Source organism: Nonomuraea guangzhouensis (assembly GCF_019396345.1).
Taxonomy (GTDB): domain Bacteria; phylum Actinomycetota; class Actinomycetes; order Streptosporangiales; family Streptosporangiaceae; genus Nonomuraea; species Nonomuraea guangzhouensis.
In genome coordinates this window covers 81,354-99,059 of the sequence record NZ_JAHKRM010000027.1, presented here as the reverse complement: position 1 = coordinate 99,059, position 17,706 = coordinate 81,354, and the positions used below count along the sequence as shown (strand labels likewise).

General features: G+C 71.6%; 13 protein-coding genes. 8 read left to right on the top strand and 5 right to left on the bottom strand.

Annotated elements, in window-relative coordinates; all coding sequences use genetic code 11:
- The first annotated feature begins 147 nt into the window (after positions 1 to 147).
- Positions 148 to 804, top strand: coding sequence for a response regulator transcription factor (locus tag KME78_RS44270; protein ID WP_219535820.1), 657 nt, complete (start codon positions 148 to 150; stop codon positions 802 to 804).
- Positions 801 to 1,955 carry a sensor histidine kinase gene (locus KME78_RS44265; RefSeq protein ID WP_219535818.1) on the top strand — a complete coding sequence of 385 codons (1,155 nt, stop codon included), beginning with the start codon at positions 801 to 803 and terminating at the stop codon, positions 1,953 to 1,955. The genes KME78_RS44270 and KME78_RS44265 overlap by 4 nt, the downstream gene beginning before the upstream one ends.
- 9 nt (positions 1,956 to 1,964) lie before the next feature.
- Here the strand turns inward: KME78_RS44265 and KME78_RS44260 are convergent, their stop codons facing one another.
- From KME78_RS44260 to KME78_RS44250, 3 genes are all read right to left on the bottom strand, one after another.
- Entirely contained in the window at positions 1,965 to 5,003 is a 3,039-nt protein-coding gene (locus tag KME78_RS44260; protein WP_219535816.1) for an NACHT domain-containing protein, read from the bottom strand.
- Positions 5,004 to 5,080: 77 nt separating this feature from the next.
- Positions 5,081 to 6,937, bottom strand: a complete 1,857-nt coding sequence (locus KME78_RS44255) for a propionyl-CoA synthetase (RefSeq protein WP_219535814.1) — start codon at positions 6,935 to 6,937, stop codon at positions 5,081 to 5,083.
- A gap of 45 nt (positions 6,938 to 6,982) precedes the next feature.
- Positions 6,983 to 8,857 carry an APC family permease gene (locus KME78_RS44250; protein ID WP_246653267.1) on the bottom strand — a complete coding sequence of 625 codons (1,875 nt, stop codon included), beginning with the start codon at positions 8,855 to 8,857 and terminating at the stop codon, positions 6,983 to 6,985.
- A 265-nt stretch (positions 8,858 to 9,122) separates the two neighbouring features.
- On the opposite strand from KME78_RS44250, the gene KME78_RS44245 reads away from it, so the two are divergent.
- From KME78_RS44245 to KME78_RS44235, 3 genes are read left to right on the top strand one after another with little or no spacing between them, the layout of a single operon-like run.
- On the top strand, positions 9,123 to 11,756 hold the full coding sequence (locus KME78_RS44245) for an MXAN_6230/SCO0854 family RING domain-containing protein (RefSeq protein WP_219535812.1): 2,634 nt from the start codon (positions 9,123 to 9,125) through the stop codon (positions 11,754 to 11,756).
- Positions 11,753 to 12,394, top strand: coding sequence for a nucleotidyltransferase domain-containing protein (locus KME78_RS44240; protein WP_219535810.1), 642 nt, complete (start codon positions 11,753 to 11,755; stop codon positions 12,392 to 12,394). The genes KME78_RS44245 and KME78_RS44240 overlap by 4 nt, the downstream gene beginning before the upstream one ends.
- Positions 12,391 to 13,125 (top strand): nucleotidyltransferase domain-containing protein, encoded by a 735-nt coding sequence (locus KME78_RS44235; protein ID WP_219535808.1) that lies wholly within the window; start codon positions 12,391 to 12,393, stop codon positions 13,123 to 13,125. Before KME78_RS44240 ends, KME78_RS44235 begins: the two co-directional genes overlap by 4 nt.
- Positions 13,126 to 13,184: 59 nt before the next feature.
- On the opposite strand, the gene KME78_RS67550 is transcribed toward KME78_RS44235, so the two are convergent.
- Positions 13,185 to 14,120 carry a GNAT family N-acetyltransferase gene (locus KME78_RS67550; protein WP_219535806.1) on the bottom strand — a complete coding sequence of 312 codons (936 nt, stop codon included), beginning with the start codon at positions 14,118 to 14,120 and terminating at the stop codon, positions 13,185 to 13,187.
- A 138-nt stretch (positions 14,121 to 14,258) separates the two neighbouring features.
- Here KME78_RS67550 and KME78_RS44225 point away from each other — a divergent pair, with 138 nt between their 5' ends.
- Positions 14,259 to 15,245, top strand: a complete 987-nt coding sequence (locus tag KME78_RS44225; protein WP_219535804.1) for a hypothetical protein — start codon at positions 14,259 to 14,261, stop codon at positions 15,243 to 15,245.
- Between the two features lie 11 nt (positions 15,246 to 15,256).
- Complete coding sequence (locus KME78_RS44220) at positions 15,257 to 15,802, top strand: hypothetical protein (RefSeq protein WP_219535802.1); 546 nt, start codon at positions 15,257 to 15,259, stop codon at positions 15,800 to 15,802.
- A gap of 116 nt (positions 15,803 to 15,918) precedes the next feature.
- Here KME78_RS44220 and KME78_RS44215 read toward each other — a convergent pair whose 3' ends face one another.
- Positions 15,919 to 16,707, bottom strand: coding sequence for a class I SAM-dependent methyltransferase (locus KME78_RS44215; protein WP_219535800.1), 789 nt, complete (start codon positions 16,705 to 16,707; stop codon positions 15,919 to 15,921).
- 160 nt (positions 16,708 to 16,867) lie between these two features.
- Here KME78_RS44215 and def point away from each other — a divergent pair, with 160 nt between their 5' ends.
- Complete coding sequence (gene def, locus KME78_RS44210; protein WP_219535799.1) at positions 16,868 to 17,419, top strand: peptide deformylase; 552 nt, start codon at positions 16,868 to 16,870, stop codon at positions 17,417 to 17,419.
- The last annotated feature ends 287 nt before the right edge of the window (positions 17,420 to 17,706 follow it).

Genomic DNA, 17,706 nt, shown 5'->3' with positions numbered 1-17,706 from the left:
CCGGGCGATTCCCGGCCGTAGGGAGGGAAGTCCACCGAGTCGGCGCTAACCTGAGCGTCACCAAAAGTGGTTATGTCCGCGTTATGCCGGCTGGAGCAGACTGTCGGGACTTTCGATCTTCACCGGGGATCTTCACAGGGGGCGACATTGCGGGTGCTGGTCGCGGAGGACGAGCGCATGCTGGCCGACTCGATCGCCGAGGGGCTGCGGGGGGAGGCGCTGGCCGTCGATGTGGCCTACGACGGCGACGGGGCGCTGGAACGGCTCGGCGTGCACGACTACGACGTGCTGATCCTGGACCGGGACATGCCGCTGGTGCACGGCGACGAGGTGTGCCGGGCGGTGGTCGAGCGGGGGTGGCCGGTCAGGGTCCTGATGCTGACCGCCGCCGGGGACGTGCGGTCGAGGGTGTCGGGGCTGTCGCTGGGGGCCGACGACTACCTGACCAAGCCGTTCGCGTTCGAGGAGCTGGTGGCGCGGGTGCACGCGCTCGGCCGCCGGGCCAGGCGGGCCGACCCGCCGATGCTGGAACGCGCCGGGGTGCGGCTGGACTGGGCGCACCGGCAGGTGTTCCGCGAGGGCCGGTACGTGCCGCTGGCGCGTAAGGAGTTCGGGGTGCTGGCCGAGTTGCTGCGGGCACAGGGCGCGGTGGTCTCGGCCGAGGAGCTGCTGGAGAAGGTGTGGGACGAGCACATCGACCCGTTCACGAACACGGTGCGGACCACGATGATGAAGCTGCGCAAGAAGCTCGGCGACCCGCAGGTCATCGAGACCGTGCCGGGATCGGGGTATCGCATCGTATGAGCGTCCGTCTCCGCTTCGCCCTGGCCTGTGCTGGGGTGTTCTTCGTTCTCGGCGGCCTGCTGCTGACGGGCGTCTACTTCATCGTGCGGCAGAACCTCGAGTACCGCGCCGACCTCATCACCCCTCAGAACTTCACCGTGGACTTTCGGGGGTTCAGCAGGTACGACGACTACTACGAGGTCGCGCGAGCCCGGGTGCTCCAGGTCCGCACCGTCTACCAGCGCGACACCCTGTCCAGCGTGCGCACCATCGGCGCACTCGCGGTGCTGGGGGCCACCGCCGCCGCGTTCGCCCTGGGCTGGCGCGGGGCCGGGTGGGTGCTGAAACCGGTCAAGTCGGTCACCGAGACCGCGCGCCGGGTCGCCCAGAGCCACGACCTGACCGGCCGGATCGACTACGAGGGGCCGAGCGACGAGCTCAAGGAGCTGACCGGCATCTTCGACACCATGCTCGGCCGGCTCGCCCGCTCCTTCGACAGCCAGCGGCGCTTCGTCGCCAACGCCTCCCACGAGCTGCGCACCCCGCTGACCATCAACAGGACGCTGGTCGACGTGGCGGTGCGGCGGCCCGACGCGACCGACGACGTCAAGCGGCTCGGTGAGTCGCTGCTGCTGGTCAACGCCCGCAACGAGCGGCTCATCGACGGCCTGCTGGCGCTGGCCGAAGGCGAGCAGGCGGTGCTGGACCGGCGCCCGTTCGACCTGACGGACGTGGCCGAGCACGTGCTGGACCAGGCGGCGGAGGAGGCGGCCGGGCGGGAGGTGACGATCCACCGGCTGCTGGACTACGCGCCGACGACCGGCGAGGCGGTGCTGGTGGAGCGGCTCGTCCAGAACCTGGTGGAGAACGCGATCAGGCACAACCAGCCCAAGGGCGAGGTGTGGGTGACGACCAGGCGACGCGCCGAGCGGGTGGAGCTGGTCGTGGCCAACACCGGTCTGCACGTGCCGCCGTACGAGATCGAGACGATCTTCGAGCCGTTCCGGCGGCTGCACGGTGACCGGCTGCGCTCCGACCGGGGCAGCGGCCTCGGCCTGTCGATCGTGCGCGTCATCACCGAGGCCCACCGCGGCACGGTCGTCGCCCGGCCGCGCGACGAGGGCGGCCTGACGATCACGATCGAGCTGCCGGTGGACCGATCGGCCGCCTAGGAGCCGTTTCTAGGGCGTACGCACCTCGCGCATGACCGCTTCCGGGACGCCCGCCCGCAGGAGGATCTCCCAACTGTCGGACCGCTCGAAGAACATCGACTCCAGCACCGGCCGCCACAGCGCCGGATCGACGCCGTCCGCGGCCAGCCCGCCGAGGATCCCGGCCCGGTCCTGGAAGGGCATGGCCGGGCCCTCCAGGGTGAGGGCCCGCAGCACCAGGTCGAGCAGCCGCCGGCTCCTGAGCGTCTGGAAGGCGCTGACCGCGGCGATCGCGTCGGCGTAGAGCGCGACGCGCGCCTCGGCGCTCGACGGGCGGTTCATCAGCACCTCCTCGACCAGGCGGGTGCAGCTCACCACCTGCCCGGACGTCCGCTGCACGACGACCAGGCTCGGGTGCGCCTCGTCGTCGGCGTGCAGCGAGTCGGTCAGCAGGTCGGCGTCGACGTTGAGCAGGTAGGGCCGTTCCTCCAGGGCGTAGGACCTGTAGCGGCCCAGCGTCCTGGTGCGCGCCACGGGCTTGGCCCGGCCGAACCACCAGCCCGCGCCCTCGAACTCCCACGACTCGGCGCTCCCGCCGAGCCGGATGTCCCGCCTGCCGCCGTCCACCACCCTGCGCGCGGGCAGGGCGCCGATGAGGCCGGTCCAGCCCTCCCCGCCGAGCTGGCTCTTCCACAGATGCGCGTACGAGCTCCACCGGGCGAAGTCCCCCGAGTCGTGGAGCAGCTCCGAGACGCTGACCGGTTTGTCCGACGCGGCCACCACCAGGAGGGTGAGGTTGGCCGAATAGGCGGCCAGGCGGCGCGGCACGGGATGCCGCACCGGGCGGAAGGCGAGGAAGGAGCGGCGCGGGCGCTCATGGAGCGACTCGCGCAGCAGCGCGCTGAGCAGCGTCACGCTCCTGGCCCGGATCTCGGCCGGCAGCGCGCCCAGCAGCTCCATGGCGAAGCCGACCGTCGGCCCCCGCTCGGCCAGGCAGGAGAACGACGTGACGGCGTAGAGCAGGTCGTCGTCCACCAGCTGGCCGGCCAGATCCTCGTCGCGGCCGTGCCTCCTGACCAGGTCACGCAGCGCGTACACGGCCAGCCAGGCCACCAGGAACTCGCCGAACGTGGCGTGCAGGAACTCGTAATGACCCGTGTCGTCGGCATGCACGAAGAAGAACCGCTCGGTCGCCCGCCGCGCCCAGCCGCCCTCGTCCTGCCGCTCGTCGCCCGGCGCCCCGCACAGGGCGGGCAGGTCCCGGTCGAGGGCGGCCTCCGAGACCACCGCCCGGCCGCGCACGAACATCGACAGCGCCACGGTCCCGAGCCGTACCAGCTCCCGGTCCACCAGCCCGTGCCGGCGGGCGGCAGGCAGCGCCCGCGCCTCGGGGTTCTTGACGATCTCGCGGTCCGCGACACCCCTGATCAGCGACTCGTAGAGCCGGCCGCGGCCGGGGACCGCCTCGTCGCGCTGCAACGCGTTGTCGGCGGCGTCGTGGATGGCCAGCAGCAGCAGGAGCAGCGGCTGCCTGGCCAGTTCGCCCTGGGCCAGCGCGACGTCGGCGGGCAGCGGTGTCCTGCCGCGCCTGGACAGGACGGGGCGGTTGGTCTCGGCCCAGATCTCCAGCCACTGGCGGACCTGCTCCTTCTCGAACGGCTGGAGCTCGATCGTGAGCACGCCCTGGGGGAACCTGACCCGGTCGGCCACGACGGTCCGGCTGGTCACGATCACCGCGACGGGCCGGCCGAGCCTGGACTGCTCGTCCTGGAACTCCTGGACCTGTTCCAGGTAGTCGTAGCGGTTGGTGTCGGCGGCCTGGAGCAGCTCGTCGAATCCGTCGAGCATGACGACGGGCAGCATCCCGTCCGCCGCCTCCACCAGGTCCTGATATTTCACCTTCTCTGGGAGTACGGGGGAAATGCCCTGCTCGATCTGCGAGATCACGGACGACTCGGCGGCGACGTCGCGCAGCTCCACCTTGATCGGCAGGAACTCCGAGGCGGCCAGCCGGGCCGCGAGCACCTCGGTCAGCTTGGTCTTGCCCGACCCCGGCTCGCCCAGCACGACCAGGGGCGCCTGGGTGGCGTGCGGCGAGGTGAGGTGCCCCACCAGGAACGCCTCCGCGTCGGCCAGCTCCAGCCGGCTCTTCCACCAGCTCTTCACGGCCGGCGCGCACTCGCCCGTCATCTCCGCGACCTTGCACCGGGGACTGATGTACCCCTCGCCGAGCAGCGGCAGCGTGACGTCGTCCGGCGCCCTGCCGACGGCCATGAGCGACTGGTCGAGCGCGGCGGCGGCCAGCCGGACCAGGTGGATCATAGGCCGGTCGCCCACGCGGGGCGGCGCCAGCTCCGCCAGCAGCCGCGCCACGCGCGACAGTCCCGGGGCGAAGGTCTGCGTCTCGGTGACCAGGCTCCACATCCGGAACTCGGGGCTGTCGAGGGTGAGCGAACGGTAGTCCTCGTCGTAGATCCGCAGGGCGTGCGCCGACGGCCCCTCCACGAGCAGCACGGGGACGCGGACGCGTTCGTCGGCCGAGAGCTCGTCCCACACCGCCACCTCCCGCACGTACACCGCCACGGCCTCCGACATCCGCCGGTAGTGGTGTTCGACGGCCTCGCGGGTCTCGGCGTAGGGGCGGTGCGGCTCCGGCCTGGGCAGCGGCTCGGTGAGTAACTTCGCCACCAGTTCGGCGAACGCCGCCGCGCGGGTGCCGCCGCCCGCGCGGTCCCGGTCGAGCCGGTCCAGCCCGAACGGCAGACCGGCCTGGCCGAGCGCCTCGAAATAGGCCGAGACGATCACCACGGCGTGGACGGCGGCCAGCCGCTGGGTTCGGGCGAACCGGCCGGCGCCGCTGCGCCACTCGGGCACGCGCCGCACCACGTCGTTGCCGTAGCGGACGGCGTCTTCCTGCAGATCGCGCAGGCCCAGCGCCAGGTCGGCGCCGCCGGCCAGCGCCCATCCGGTCAGGGCGGCGGTCGCGGCGAAGTCGACCACCTTGACGAGCCTGCTGTCCTTGCAGCCGAGGATCTTCAACGCGTCGGCGTAGCTCAGGGTCTCCGTCATCACGGTCTCCGAAGAGCGTGGGAATTCCCATCATGTCGCGTTCCATCGCCCTCAGGGAGGGTTTAACCGGATCGTGCTCAGAGAGCGTCGGCGATCTCCGTCAGGGCCGCCGGGTCCTCGATCGTGGAAGGCGCACGGTAGTCGCGTCCGGCCGCGATGTCCCGCATGGTGGCGCGCAGGATCTTGCCGGACCGGGTCTTGGGCAGGCGGCCCACGACCACGGCGCGGCGGAAGGCGGCGACCGGGCCGATGCGGTCGCGGACCATGGCCGACAGCTCGCGCTCGACGTCGGCGGGGTCACGGTCGGCGCCTGCCTTGAGCACCACGAAGCCGAGCGGGAGCTGGCCCTTCAGCTCGTCGTCGACGCCGATCACCGCGCACTCGGCCACGTCCGGGTGGGCCGCGATGACCTCCTCCATCGCGCCCGTGGACAGCCGGTGGCCGGCGACGTTGATGACGTCGTCGATGCGCCCCATGACGAACAGGTAGCCGTCATCGTCGAGGAAGCCGCCGTCGCCGGTCAGGTAGTGGCCGGGATAGCGCGACAGGTACGACTCGGCGAAGCGGGCGTCGTCGCGATAGAGCGTCGGCAGCGCGCCGGGCGGCAGGGGCAGCCTGATCGCCACCGCGCCCTCCACGCCGGGCGGGCACTCCTCGCCCGCCGGGTCCAGCACGCGCACGTCCCATCCGGGTACGGGCCTGGTCGGCGAGCCCGGCTTGATCGGCAGCGGCTCGATGCCGACGCAGTTGGCCGCGATCGGCCAGCCGGTCTCGGTCTGCCACCAGTGGTCGATGACCGGGATCCCGAGCAGGTCGGACGCCCAGTGGTAGGTGTCGGGGTCGAGCCGCTCCCCGGCCATGAACAGGTACCGCAGTCCCGACAAATCCCATTTTTGCGCGAAATTTCCGGATGGGTCGTCTTTTTTGATGGCTCGGAGGGCGGTCGGCGCGGTGAACAGCGTCCGTACCCCGTGCGTGGCCACGACCCGCCAGAACGCCCCCGGATCGGGTGTCCCGACCGGCTTCCCCTCGTACAGCACGGTCGTGCACCCGGCCAGCAGCGGCGCGTAGACGATGTAGGAGTGGCCGACCACCCACCCCACGTCGGAGGCCGCCCAGTAGACCTCGCCGGGCGCCGCGCCATAGACGTGGGACATGCTCCAGTGCAGCGCGACGGCATGCCCGCCGTTGTCCCGCACGACCCCCTTGGGCACGCCGGTGGTGCCGGAGGTGTAGAGGATGTAGAGCGGATCGGTGGCGGCCACGCTCACGCACCCGGCCGGCGCCGCGTCGCGCACGGCCTCGGCCCAGTCCAGATCCCGCCCCTCGACGAGGTCGGCGGGCGCCTCGGGCCGCTGAAGGATCACGCAGCGCGCCGGCCGGTGCCCGGCCTGCTCGAGGGCGGCGTCGAGCAGCGGCTTGTACGGCACGATCCGGGTCGGCTCGATCCCGCAGGAGGCGGAGAGCACCACCTTGGGCCTGGCGTGATCGATCCGTACGGCCAGCTCGTTGGCGGCGAACCCGCCGAACACCACGGAGTGCACGGCGCCGAGCCGGGCGCAGGCCAGCATCCCGATCACCGCCTCGGGCACCATCGGCATGTAGATCACCACGGTGTCCCCGGCGACCACGCCGAGATCGCACAGCATCCCGGCGGTCCGGGCCACGGACTCGAGCAGCTCGGCGTAGCTGTAGCGCCGCACGACCCCGGTCACCGGGCTGTCGTAGATCAACGCGGTCTGCTCACCCCGCCCGGTGGCCACGTGCCGATCGACGGCGTTGTGACAGGTGTTCAGCCGCCCGTCGACGAACCAGCGCCCGTCGTCGAACACGGTCGCAGGGGCCACATCCCACTCGACGCCCTGGGCGGCCTCCCCCCAGAACGCCTCGGGCTCCACGATGCTGCGCTGGTAGACCGCATCATAAGCACTCATATTCCGATCAGATCAGCGCCTCACCCCCAGGCGCAAGCCCATCGACTACCCGACATGCACCGCGGGCCGGCGGCCGGGCTCCGGCTCGGCGACGCGCAGGACCTCACGCGTGAGCGGCGGCACGTCTCCCCCGCCGAACAGCAGGTATCTCAGCAGCGCCCAGACCGGGTTGCCCTCCGCCCAGTGGAAGTACACATGGGGACGGCGGCCGGTCGTGTCGCGCAGATGCAGCAGGATGGCGGCGATCGTGTTGGCCACCGCCGCGCTCCGCGCGGTCAGCACCCCGTACCCGTGACGCTCCTCGCCCCGCACGGCCACCTCGGACTCGAACTCCGAGGTGTCGCCGAGCGTGACCTCCAGGAACAGCATCGGCTCGTCGTCGGGCAGGTGGTGGTACTCGCGCGTCTCGCGGTCCTTCTCGGCGTACTCGGCCTCGTCGCGCGCGTCGGGCTCGTTGGCGATGATGCGCAGGTCGCCCGGCGGCAGCGCGTCGATGAGCCGCTTGGCCTCCTTGTCGAGCGTCACCCCCGTCACCCGCAGCTCGGTGGAGCGCGTGGCGCGGGAGATGATCGAGGTCACGATGATCGCGACGACGAAGAACAGCGCGATCGACAGGCCGTCGGGGCGTTCGATCACGTTGGCGGCGAAGGTGTAGGCGAGGATGACCGAGATGAGGCCGAACGCAGCCGCCGCGCCCCGCCGCCCGGCGCGCGCGACCGAGATGGTGACGGCGACCGCGGCCGACAGGATCAACGCGAGCACGCCGGTGGCGTAGGCGCCGCCCTGCGACTCGACGTTCGCGCCGAACAGGATGGTGATGGCGAACGAGATCGCGGTGAACACCAGCACCAGCGGTCGTACGGCCCGCGCCCAGTCGGGGGCCATGCCGTAGCGGGGCAGGTAGCGCGGCACGATGTTGAGCAGGCCCGTCAGCGCCGACGCGCCGGCGAACCAGAGGATGGCGATGGTGCTGATGTCGTAGAGGGTGCCGAACCAGTCGCCCAGGTAGTGATGCGCCAGGTACGCCAGGGCCCGCCCGGCCGCCTGCCCGCCCTCCTCGAACTCCTTGTGCGGGATCAGCACGGCCGTCGCGAACCCGCTGAAGATCAGGAACACGCTCATGATCAACGCGGCCGTGGTGAGCAGCCGCTTGGCGCCCTTGACGCGTTGTTCGAGATCGCCCTCGATCTGCGGCATCACGGCGACGCCCGTCTCGAACCCGGACATGCCGAGCGCCAGCTTGGGCAGCGCGACGGCGGACAGCGCGATCATCGCCAGGGGGCTGGAGTGCCCGGCGGTGAGGGCGTCCTGCCAGTCGCCCACCAGCTCAGGGTGGGACATCACCTGGGCGACGGCGGTGCCGACGACGACCACGTTCAGTGCCAGATAGACGGCCACCAACGCGATGGCCAGGCCGATGGCCTCGCTGAACCCGCGCAGGAAGATCGCGCCGAGCGCGGCGATGAGCAGCAGCGTGATGGGCACCTGCTGGCCGGCGAGCGCGTCCGGGAAGAACGGGTTCTGCAGGATGTGGGCGGTCGCGTCGGAGGCCGACAGCGTGATCGTGAAGATGAACGCCGTCGCCACGAACCCGAGCAGCACCAGCACCAGCAGCTTGCCCCACCAGCTCGGCAGCAGCCGTTCGAGCATGGCGATGGAGCCCATGCCGTTGGGGCTCTCGGCCGCCACCACGCGGTAGGTGGGCAGCGCGCCGAACAGCGTCAGCGCCACCAGCATGAGTGTGGCGATCGGCGACAGCGCGCCCGCCGCCAGCGCGGCGATGCCCGGCTGGTATCCGAGGGTGGAGAAGTAGTCGACACCTGTGAGGCACATGACCTGCCACCAGGAGTGACGCTTGCCGGGATGTTCGTCGTGCATCCCGGACGTCGGCTGCAGCCCGTGTAGCAGCCAGCTCCGCATGGTCACCGGTCGGCCCTTTCTCTCCTGGTCAGATCCGGAGACCCTATCCATCGCAGCGGCTCTCGCGCATGCCGGGCCCTACTGGACCGGGAAATCGGGGGACATTTCTTGATTCATCCCGGTACGGTGATTCACCAGGGTGGCTCTTTGGGTGTGCTTCCTTCTCCTCTTCTTAAAAAAGATCTCTAGCGTGCCTGCTCTCCACCTCAAAGAGGTCGCGCGGTGTCACCGCGCGACCTCTCATCAGTTTCTGGGGGTTGGCTTGATGAACGGTTCCGGTGAGATCCTGCTCCGCCGTACGCGGCTGGTCGCGCCCGCGCTGCTGGCCGCCGATCCGCGCACGCCCGAACCCGTCGGCAAGCTGCCCAAGCGCCTGACCATGAGGCGGGCCGACGTGCCGTCCGGGGTGGCGGCGCTGGAGTTCGAGCTGCTGCAGCTCGGCTTCCTGCTGTCGGCGGACCTGTATCGGGCGCTGGCAGCGCTGTCCATGGCGGAGCTGACGCGGGCCGGGCGGCGGCTGCTGCACCTCCTGCGGTCCGAGGTGGGCGCGGCCGTCACGCACGTACCCCTTTTCCGGAAATTTCCGGACACCGTGCCCGCCGACACCCGTGACTTCTTCGTGCGGCGGGTGTTCTCCCTGCTGCTGCAGGAGCCGCACCGGCCGTGCGTCCTGTGCGGGAAGGTCGGCAGCGTCCACGCCGTGTCGCCGTGCGCGCACCTGGTGTGCCGTTCGTGCTGGGACGGGGCCGACTTCAGCGCCTGCCCCATCTGCCACCGCCGCATCGACCTGGACGACCCGTTCCTGCTCCCGTCGGAGGGGCCGGCGATCGTCGATCGCGACGCCGTCACGGCGACCGGTCTGCTGCGTCTCGCTGACGATCCCGCCGCGAGCTGCCGTGACCTGGCCGTGGACCTGATGAACCGCCGCACTCCCCTGCCGCCGGAGGACCGGGCCGACCTGGAGGCGCTGCTGGAGGAGTTCTGGCCGGCGTCGGGCGGGTGGCTGCCGGAGACCATCCCGGTCAAGGAGACGCGGGCCGTCGTGCTCGCCGTGGCCCTCCGTCGCGGCGCCCCCGAGCTGCTGCGGAGCCATCTGGAGACGGCCACGGACGTGCTGCGCCTGCTGTACGTGCTGATGGACGCCGACCCCGGGCTGCGGATCCGTCCGCGGCGCCGCGTGTCGCTGCCGCGCGCCGTCCGCCGGATCCTGCTGTCGTGCCTGGACGCGATGCCGTACGCGATCGAGGACCTGTTCCGGTACGGCGAGCAGTGGAAGCGCATGGCCGAGGTGCTGCACCCGCACGAGCACCACGCCCGCTACCCGGACGCCGCGCTGGCGTTCGCCGCGCTGCGCGGCACCCGGCTCGACCCGGAGACGGCGTTCGGCCGGACCCTGCTGGAGCGGGCCGCGCGTCGGCCGGGGCTGCGGGTGTGTGACGGGCGGGTGCGGGCGACGTCGTTCGCCGGCCGCGTGGAGACGGCCCTGGCCGACGGCCGCCACTCCGACGCGGCCGACCTGCTGGCCCACCGGCCCGGCGAGCTGATGCGGCGGCTGTCGCACCTGCTCCGCCTCTCCCCGGACTTGCTGGAGACCATGCTCCCCGCCGACCCGGGCCTGACGGAGACCATGGCCCCCGCCGACCCGGGCCTGCGGGAGTCCGTGGTGCCCGGTGGCGATCCGATCGAGGCGGGCGGGTTGGCGCGGGTGGCGGCGCAGGTCGCGCCCGGGGTGCTGATCGCCACGCTGGGGCAGCTGCGCACGCCGCCAGGCGGGCTGCGGTTGTTCCTGCCGCGCGGTGGCACGGCGCGCTTCCACACCCGGCCCGACGACCGGCCGCCGCTGCCGGACGAGGTCGTGCTGACGGCCGAGCGGACGCTGGCCGCCGAACTGCTGCGCCGCACCGGCGAGCTGCCCGCGCTGCGCCGGGTGCTGCTGGACGAGGGGCTGGCCGACCTGATCGCGCCGACGTCCGAGCGGACGGCGGTCAAGGCACTGGTACGGCTGCCGCGCGGCAGCACCCAGCCCATCCCCGGCGGCGACCGGCTCCGGTTCTTCCTCCACTGGGCCGAGCCGAAGGACGCCAGGGTGGACCTCGACCTGTCGGTGGCGGTCTTCGACGAGCGCTGGGAGTTCGTCGGGTTGTGCGACTACACGAACCTGACGCTGGGCAAGGCCGTCACGCACTCCGGCGACCTGACGTCGGCGCCCGAGCCGCTGGGGGCGTCGGAGTTCATCGACGTGCACGTACGGGCGTTGCGCGGCCGCTACCTGGTGCCGGTCGTGTTCAGCTACAACGACGTGCCGTTCGAGGAGCTGGTACGCGGGTTCGCCGGGTTCATGGAGCAGCCGGAGGGGCTGTTCGACCCGCTGGCCGTGCGGCAGCGCTTCGACCTGATGGGGCAGGCCAAGATCCTGGTCCCGCTGGTGGCCGACCTGTGGACGCGGACGATGCGGTGGGCGGACCTCAACTTGTCCGCCGTCGGTTACGGGCACAGCGTGGACGGCAGCAGCGACGAGCTGGGCCTGCTGGGCGCGGCGCTGGAGCAGGCGTTCACGCACCGGGTGACGCTGTGGGAGGTGGGCTGCTGGCACGCCGCCGCGCGGGCGGCCGAGGTGCTGGTGCGGCGCCGCGACGGCTCGCTGGTCCGCTACGAGCGGCGCCCCGGCGAGGACGCGGCCGCGTTCGCCGCCCGCCTGATCGCCCGCGCGGACGCCCCCGCGGCACCCGCGTCGTTCGACGAGGTGGAGCTGGCCATGCTCATCCACGGCGACGTGCCCCTCCCCAGCGGCTGTCCGACGTACGCGCTGCACCCGGACGGCCTCGGCGACGTGCGTCCGCTCGGAGCGGCCGACCTGCTGAGCGAACTGTCGCCCGATCCTGGGAAAGTGTCCGCGTGAGCGATGATCTGATCCTTTCGGTGGTGGTGGGGTCGCGGGCCTACGGTCTGGATACCGGCGACTCCGACACCGACCGGCGCGGCGTGTTCGTGGCGCCGACGGAGGAGTTCTGGCGGCTGACCAAGCCGGTGACGCACCGCGACGGGCCGCTGCCTGAGCAGTTCTCGTGGGAGGTCGAGCGGTTCTGCGGCCTCGCCCTCGACGCGAACCCCACGGTCCTGGAGTGCCTGTGGTCACCCCTCACGGAGGTGCTCACGCCGGAGGGCGAGCGGCTGCGCGGCCTGCGCGAGGCGTTCCTGTCGCGGCGGGCGCACGAGACGTTCAGCGGTTACGCCGACGCCCAGTTCCGCCGCCTGGACCCGGCCGCGCCGAAGTGGAAGCAGGCGATGCACATGATCAGGCTGCTGCTGAGCGGCCTGCATCTGGTACGCCACGGCGAGCCCCTGGTCCAGATGGGCGCCTACCGCGACCGGCTGCTGGCGATCAAGCGGGGCGAGGTGGCGTGGGCCGAGGTGGCCGCCTGGCGGGCCGAGCTGACCACCGACCTGGCCGAGGCGCCGAGCGTCCTGCCGGAGGCGCCGGACCGGGAGTCCGTCGAAACGTATCTCACGGCCGTACGGAGGGCCCACCTACAGTGAACCTGCCTGCCTGGCTGCCGGAGATCCCCGGCGAGCAGCCGTACCCGCTGGTGTTCGCCACGGTGAGCGGCGCGCACCTGTACGGCTTCCCCTCGGCCGACTCGGACGTGGACCTGCGGGGCGTGCACGTGCTGCCGCTGCGTGAGATCGTCGGCCTGCGTACCGGCCCGGCGACCCTCGACCGGACCTGGACGCGCGACGGCGTCGAGGTGGACCTGGTCACGCATGACCTGGCCAAGTTCTGCGGGCTGCTGCTGAACCGCAACGGCTACGTCCTGGAGCAACTCCTCTCTCCCTTGGTCGTGTCCTCCTCCCCGCTGCACGAGGAGCTGACGGCGCTGGCGCCCGGCTGCCTGACGCGGCACCACGCCCATCACTATCTGGGGTTCGCGCGTACGCAGTGGCGGCTGTTCGAGAAGAACGGGGAGCTCAAGCCGCTGCTCTACACCTTCCGGGTCCTGGCCACCGGTATCCACCTGATGCGCACCGGGGAGCTGGACGCCGATCTGACGCACCTGTTCGGGTACGTCCCGGCGTACGTGCCTGACCTGGTGGCCGCCAAGCGGGACGCCGAACACGGCCGCGCGCCCGCGATCAACGCGGCGGCCGACGTGGCTTCCCTGACCGCCTCGCTGGAGGCGGCCAGGGACTCCTCACCGCTGCCGGAAGCCGCCACGGTCAGGGACGCCATGCACGACCTGGTGGTCCGGGCCCGCCTCGCCACCGCGTGAGCGGGACACCGGACCAGGTCAGCCGTTCGCGGGCGGCGCTGACAGGACGCCGGACCGGGTCAGCCGTTCGCGGGCGGGGCTGACAGGACGAGTCTGACGGCGAAGTTCCGGTAACCGGCCCGCTCGAAGGCCCTGGCCATCGGGACGTTCACGGCGTCGGTGTCGGCCACGATCCGGTCGGCGCCGCGTTCGGCGTGCGTCCGGGTGATCTCGCCGAGCAGGTCGTCGGCGTAGCCGTGGCCGCGGTGCTCGGGCACCACGCCGAGGTAGGCGACGACGGGCCCGCCGCCGTTGGCCGACGGCAGCGCCACGCCGGCGAGGTCGCCGTCCGGCGTGTACGCCAGGCGCCACCAGTCCCGGTCACCGGGCATGCTCCGGTAGTCGGCGATGTCCTCGCGGGCCTGCGCCTCGGGGTCGGTCGTGGCCAGGGCCTGCTGGGTGTGGTGGTCGAGCGTGCCGACGGCCACGCGGCGGAACGCCTCGACGAACGCCTCGTCGTCGGCCTCCGCCCGGAACACCAGTCGGCCCGACGCCGCCGGCACCGGCGCGCCGGTGGTCCATTCGTACCGGAGCCGTTCGAGCTCGTCGGTCAGCCCGGCGCCCGCCCCGGCCTGCCACCGCCAGGCGATGGCGGCGGTTATGTCCGGGTTGTCCCGCCAGCCGTTCGCCACGAACACGTGATAGGCGGGCGCGTCGCCGTACTTCTCATGGGCGTGTCGCAGCAGTTCGGCGGCCAGTCCCACGCGGTCGGGCACCGACGGGTGGACCCAGAGGCAGTCGAGCGCGAGCGGTCGGTCGCCGTCGGGGAAGCCCCACCAGACGGCGCGGGCGAGGATCTGGCCGTCGTGTTCCGCGACCCAGATGCGGTCGTGGTGGTACTGGCCGTTCTTGAGGAAGGGGAGCAGCCGGTCGGGATCGGCCCAGCTGATGGGCTCGTCGACGGCGCAGTCGAGCAGCAGGTCGAGGTCAGTCTCGACCGTGGAGCGGAAAAGCACGGTTCCTCCGAAGAGTAGAAGCGGACGCGTGGAGCGCCCGGAAAACGCGGACCATCTCAACGCCTCCCTTCTTCCGGACTTTTCACGGTCAGCGGGACTTTATCGCAAATGTGGTGCGAGATCCGACAGGATAAGGATGTGGGCTCCAACGAAGAAGACACGCTTCCGCTCCAGCCGCCCATCCGGCTGCCGTCCGACGGCGACCTGGTGGCGGCCGTACGCGAGACTCCCCTGGCGACCGGCCTGCTGGCCGGCGAAGCCGGTGAAGACATCGGCCCGGCGTTCACGCCGGACGCGGTCGAGGTCCTGCGTGACGGCTCCGACGACAAGGTGCTCCAGGTATGGGCGGACGCCTGCCGCCTCACGCTGGGCACCGACGAGGAGCTGTTCATGGAGGTGGTACGCCTCTTCCTGGGGGGCGGCCCGCTGACCGACGACGTACCCGCCGCCCTGACGGACCTCGGCCTGATATCCCAGGCGCCGCCGCGCACCCTGACCCCGCTCGGCCTCTGGGCGGCCGGTCAGGTGATCGGCACGGCGACCGGGCAGGACATCCCGGTCATGGGCGCGCTGGCCGATCAGGACGCCGGGTCGCTGCTGCACGGCCTGCGCTCCTACCCCGAGCCGGAACGCGACGAGGAGCTTGCCGGCTGGCTGGCCGATCGCGACCGGGGCGAGGCGGCGGCCGAGATCGCGGCCGCGCTGGCCGAGGCGAGCCCGCTGAGCCGGGCGGTCGGTGTGGAACTGCTCGCCACGGGACTCGGCGACGAGGGCACGCGGGTGCTCGACGGGCTGCTCGGCGAGCCGAAGCTGGGCGCCGTCGTGGCCGCCCGGCTGGGCCGCGAGGAGCGGCCCCCGACGCCCGAGGAGATCGCGTGGGCGTTCGTGGACATGGCCGCGGCGCTGCTGGAGTTCGGCGGGGAGACGGCCGAGGTCATCAAGTCGGTCTCCCAGGGCATGGAGAAGGACGAGCAGGCGAGCACGATCGCCCTGCTGGCCCTGGGTGATCATCCCTGGACGGAACGGGTGCTGCTGGTGTTCATCGACCACCATCCGGACGAGCGCGTGGTGGCGGCGGCCCGTAAGGCGCTGCGCCGGCACGGCCTGATGGACGCTCGCGGGTAGAGTCTGCCGAGATGACGAATCACCCGATCACCCCGCGACTCGGCACGCTCGGCGCGTACTCCTGCGGCTGCGGCGCCGACCTGCCCGACCTCATGTCCGCCGAGCTGCACGCCTCCGAGACCAACCAGTGCACCGCCTGTCTCGGCTCGGCCGAGCAGCCGGTGCTGCCCGGCCTGGCGCCCGGCATCCTGCCCGGCCTCTCGGCCGGCCTGATGCGCTCCTGCACGGCCTGCGCGGCCACGGGCCGCCGTAAGGAGCAGATCGTCTGGGAGCTGGCCCACGCCGAGGCCGAACAGGTGATCACCCTGGGCCTGGTGCGGGGGGTGGTGGCGGAGTTCGGCGGTCCGTTCCGCCTGTCGGAGATCGCGGACACGGTCCGATCGGGCCTCGGTCTGCCGCCCGGCCGGCTGCCGGTGGGACCACGGGTCCGCGACCTGCTGCTGCGGCTGCAGGCGGCGGGTGAGATCACCATGCTGTCGGCGCCGGACGAGCTGCTGGACGGCGCCGACGTGGTCCTCTACCGCGATCCCCAGTGGGCCCGCACCTCGAGCCTCTAGTCCACCCTCCTCCGGCTTTTAGCCGACACCTCCCGCCTTAGCCCGCGCTTCCGGCCTTTAGCTCGCAACTCCGGCCTTCAGGACGCGCCTCAGCCTTTAGCCTGGCCTTCAGGGCGTCAAACGCGGCAGAGGATCTCGCCGTGGGTGATCGACAGCCAGCCGTCGTCCGCCGCGGCCCACGTCAGCCAGCCCTCGGCGATGCGCCGCAGGTCGTCCTCCGTGGCGGCGCCCGTGGCGAGCGCCTGCTCGGCCAGGGCGGAGTGCCTGACCCGGTCGGCCCACATCCCGCCCCACCAGGCCCGGTCTTCCGGCGTGGCGAAGCACCAGGTGGACGAGGTGGCGGTGACGTCGTCGAAGCCCGCGGCCCTGGCCCACGACAGCAGGCGCCGCCCGGCGTCCGGCTCGCCGCCGTTGCTCCGCGCGACCCGCTGATACAGCGCCAGCCACTCGTCGAGCTCCGGCAGCAGCGGGTACCAGACGAACGAGGCGTAGTCGCTGTCACGCGCCGCCACCAGTCCGCCCGGCTTGGTCACCCTCCCCATCTCACGCAGCGCCTGTACGGGGTCGCCGACGTGCTGGAGCACCTGGTGGGCGTGGACGACGCAGAACGTGGCGTCGGGATACTCCAGCGCGTGCACGTCGGCGACGGCGAACTCCACGTTGCCCGCGGCCCCCACTCCCGCCCTGGTCAGCTCCAGCGCCTCCGCGGTCACCTCGGACGCCGTCACGTGCCCGACCCGGCCCGCCAGGTCGGCCGTGATGGTGCCGGGCCCGGCGCCCACGTCCAGCAGCTTCATGTGCGGCTTGAGGTGGGGCAGCAGGTACGCGGCCGAGTTCTCGGCGGTGCGCCACCGGTGGGAGCGCAGCACGGACTCGTGATGGCCATGGGTGTAGACGGCGTCCATCGAAACTCCTTCGTCTCGCGTCAATGAGACCGACATTAGCCTCAATCTCACCATGCAAGAAGATATGTCTCATTATATGAGCACAATCTGGTACTGATCATGTCGTTGACCCTCATAGACTTTGTCGCGACACATTTCGCATCCGGAGAGGGCACTGGTCGTGGGAGAGGTCCGGCCGATCGTTCAGGTGGGAGACCCGGTGCTGCACGCACCCTGCGAGCCGGTCACCCGGTTCGACGGGGCACTGGCGGCGCTGGTGGACGACATGTTCGCGAGCATGTACGCGGCCGAGGGCGTGGGCCTGGCCGCCAACCAGATCGGTGTGCCGCTGCGGGTGTTCGTGTACGACTGCCCCGACGAGAACGGCGAGCGGCACAAGGGCGTCGTGGTCAACCCGACGCTCGTCCTGCCCGGACTGGGCGAACGGCGCCTCGACGCGGGCGAAGAGGGCTGCCTGTCGGTCCTGGGCCAGTACGCTCCGCTCCCCCGTCCCGACCACGCCACCGTGCACGGCTTCGACGCCGACGGCGCACCGGTCACCGTCGAGGGCACCGGCATGCTGTCCCGCTGCCTCCAGCACGAGACGGACCACCTCGACGGCTACCTCTACATCGACCGCCTCCCGGCCAAGCGCCGCAAGCAGGTCCTGGCCGCGTACGAGCAGTCCCGCCCTGTGGGGCTGGGCTCGACGACGGGCCACCAGACGCCGTAACGGCGGCGTCACCCCAGTCCGGTCGGACCAGACTCCCAAGATTTTGGACACTTCACTCCAAGAGTCTCGATAGGCGCCGGCCGGCTGGCCAGAGTCGGCGTCATGACCGACATCTCCTCCTTGCCGGGGACACGACAGAAGCTGCGAACACCCACCGGTCCCGACAGGCCGCCCTCCGCTGATCGGGAGAGCTACGTCGGAAGGCGTACCGCACGCATCGCCCGCGAGACGACGACAATCTCCTCGCCGTGCCTGAACCTGCTCAAGTAGGAAGCACATCGCGCCCG

Bases quoted from the DNA above. Each gene is read 5' to 3' on its own strand.
- KME78_RS44260 (WP_219535816.1), bottom strand. From the start codon at position 5,003: ATGACGGAGACCCTGAGCTACGCCGACGCGTTGAAGATCCTCGGCTGC.
- KME78_RS44220 (WP_219535802.1), top strand. From the start codon at position 15,257: ATGACGAATCACCCGATCACCCCGCGACTCGGCACGCTCGGCGCGTAC.
- KME78_RS44245 (WP_219535812.1), top strand. From the start codon at position 9,123: ATGAACGGTTCCGGTGAGATCCTGCTCCGCCGTACGCGGCTGGTCGCG.
- KME78_RS44250 (WP_246653267.1), bottom strand. From the start codon at position 8,857: ATGCGGAGCTGGCTGCTACACGGGCTGCAGCCGACGTCCGGGATGCAC.
- KME78_RS44255 (WP_219535814.1), bottom strand. From the start codon at position 6,937: ATGAGTGCTTATGATGCGGTCTACCAGCGCAGCATCGTGGAGCCCGAG.
- KME78_RS44215 (WP_219535800.1), bottom strand. From the start codon at position 16,707: ATGGACGCCGTCTACACCCATGGCCATCACGAGTCCGTGCTGCGCTCC.
- KME78_RS44265 (WP_219535818.1), top strand. From the start codon at position 801: ATGAGCGTCCGTCTCCGCTTCGCCCTGGCCTGTGCTGGGGTGTTCTTC.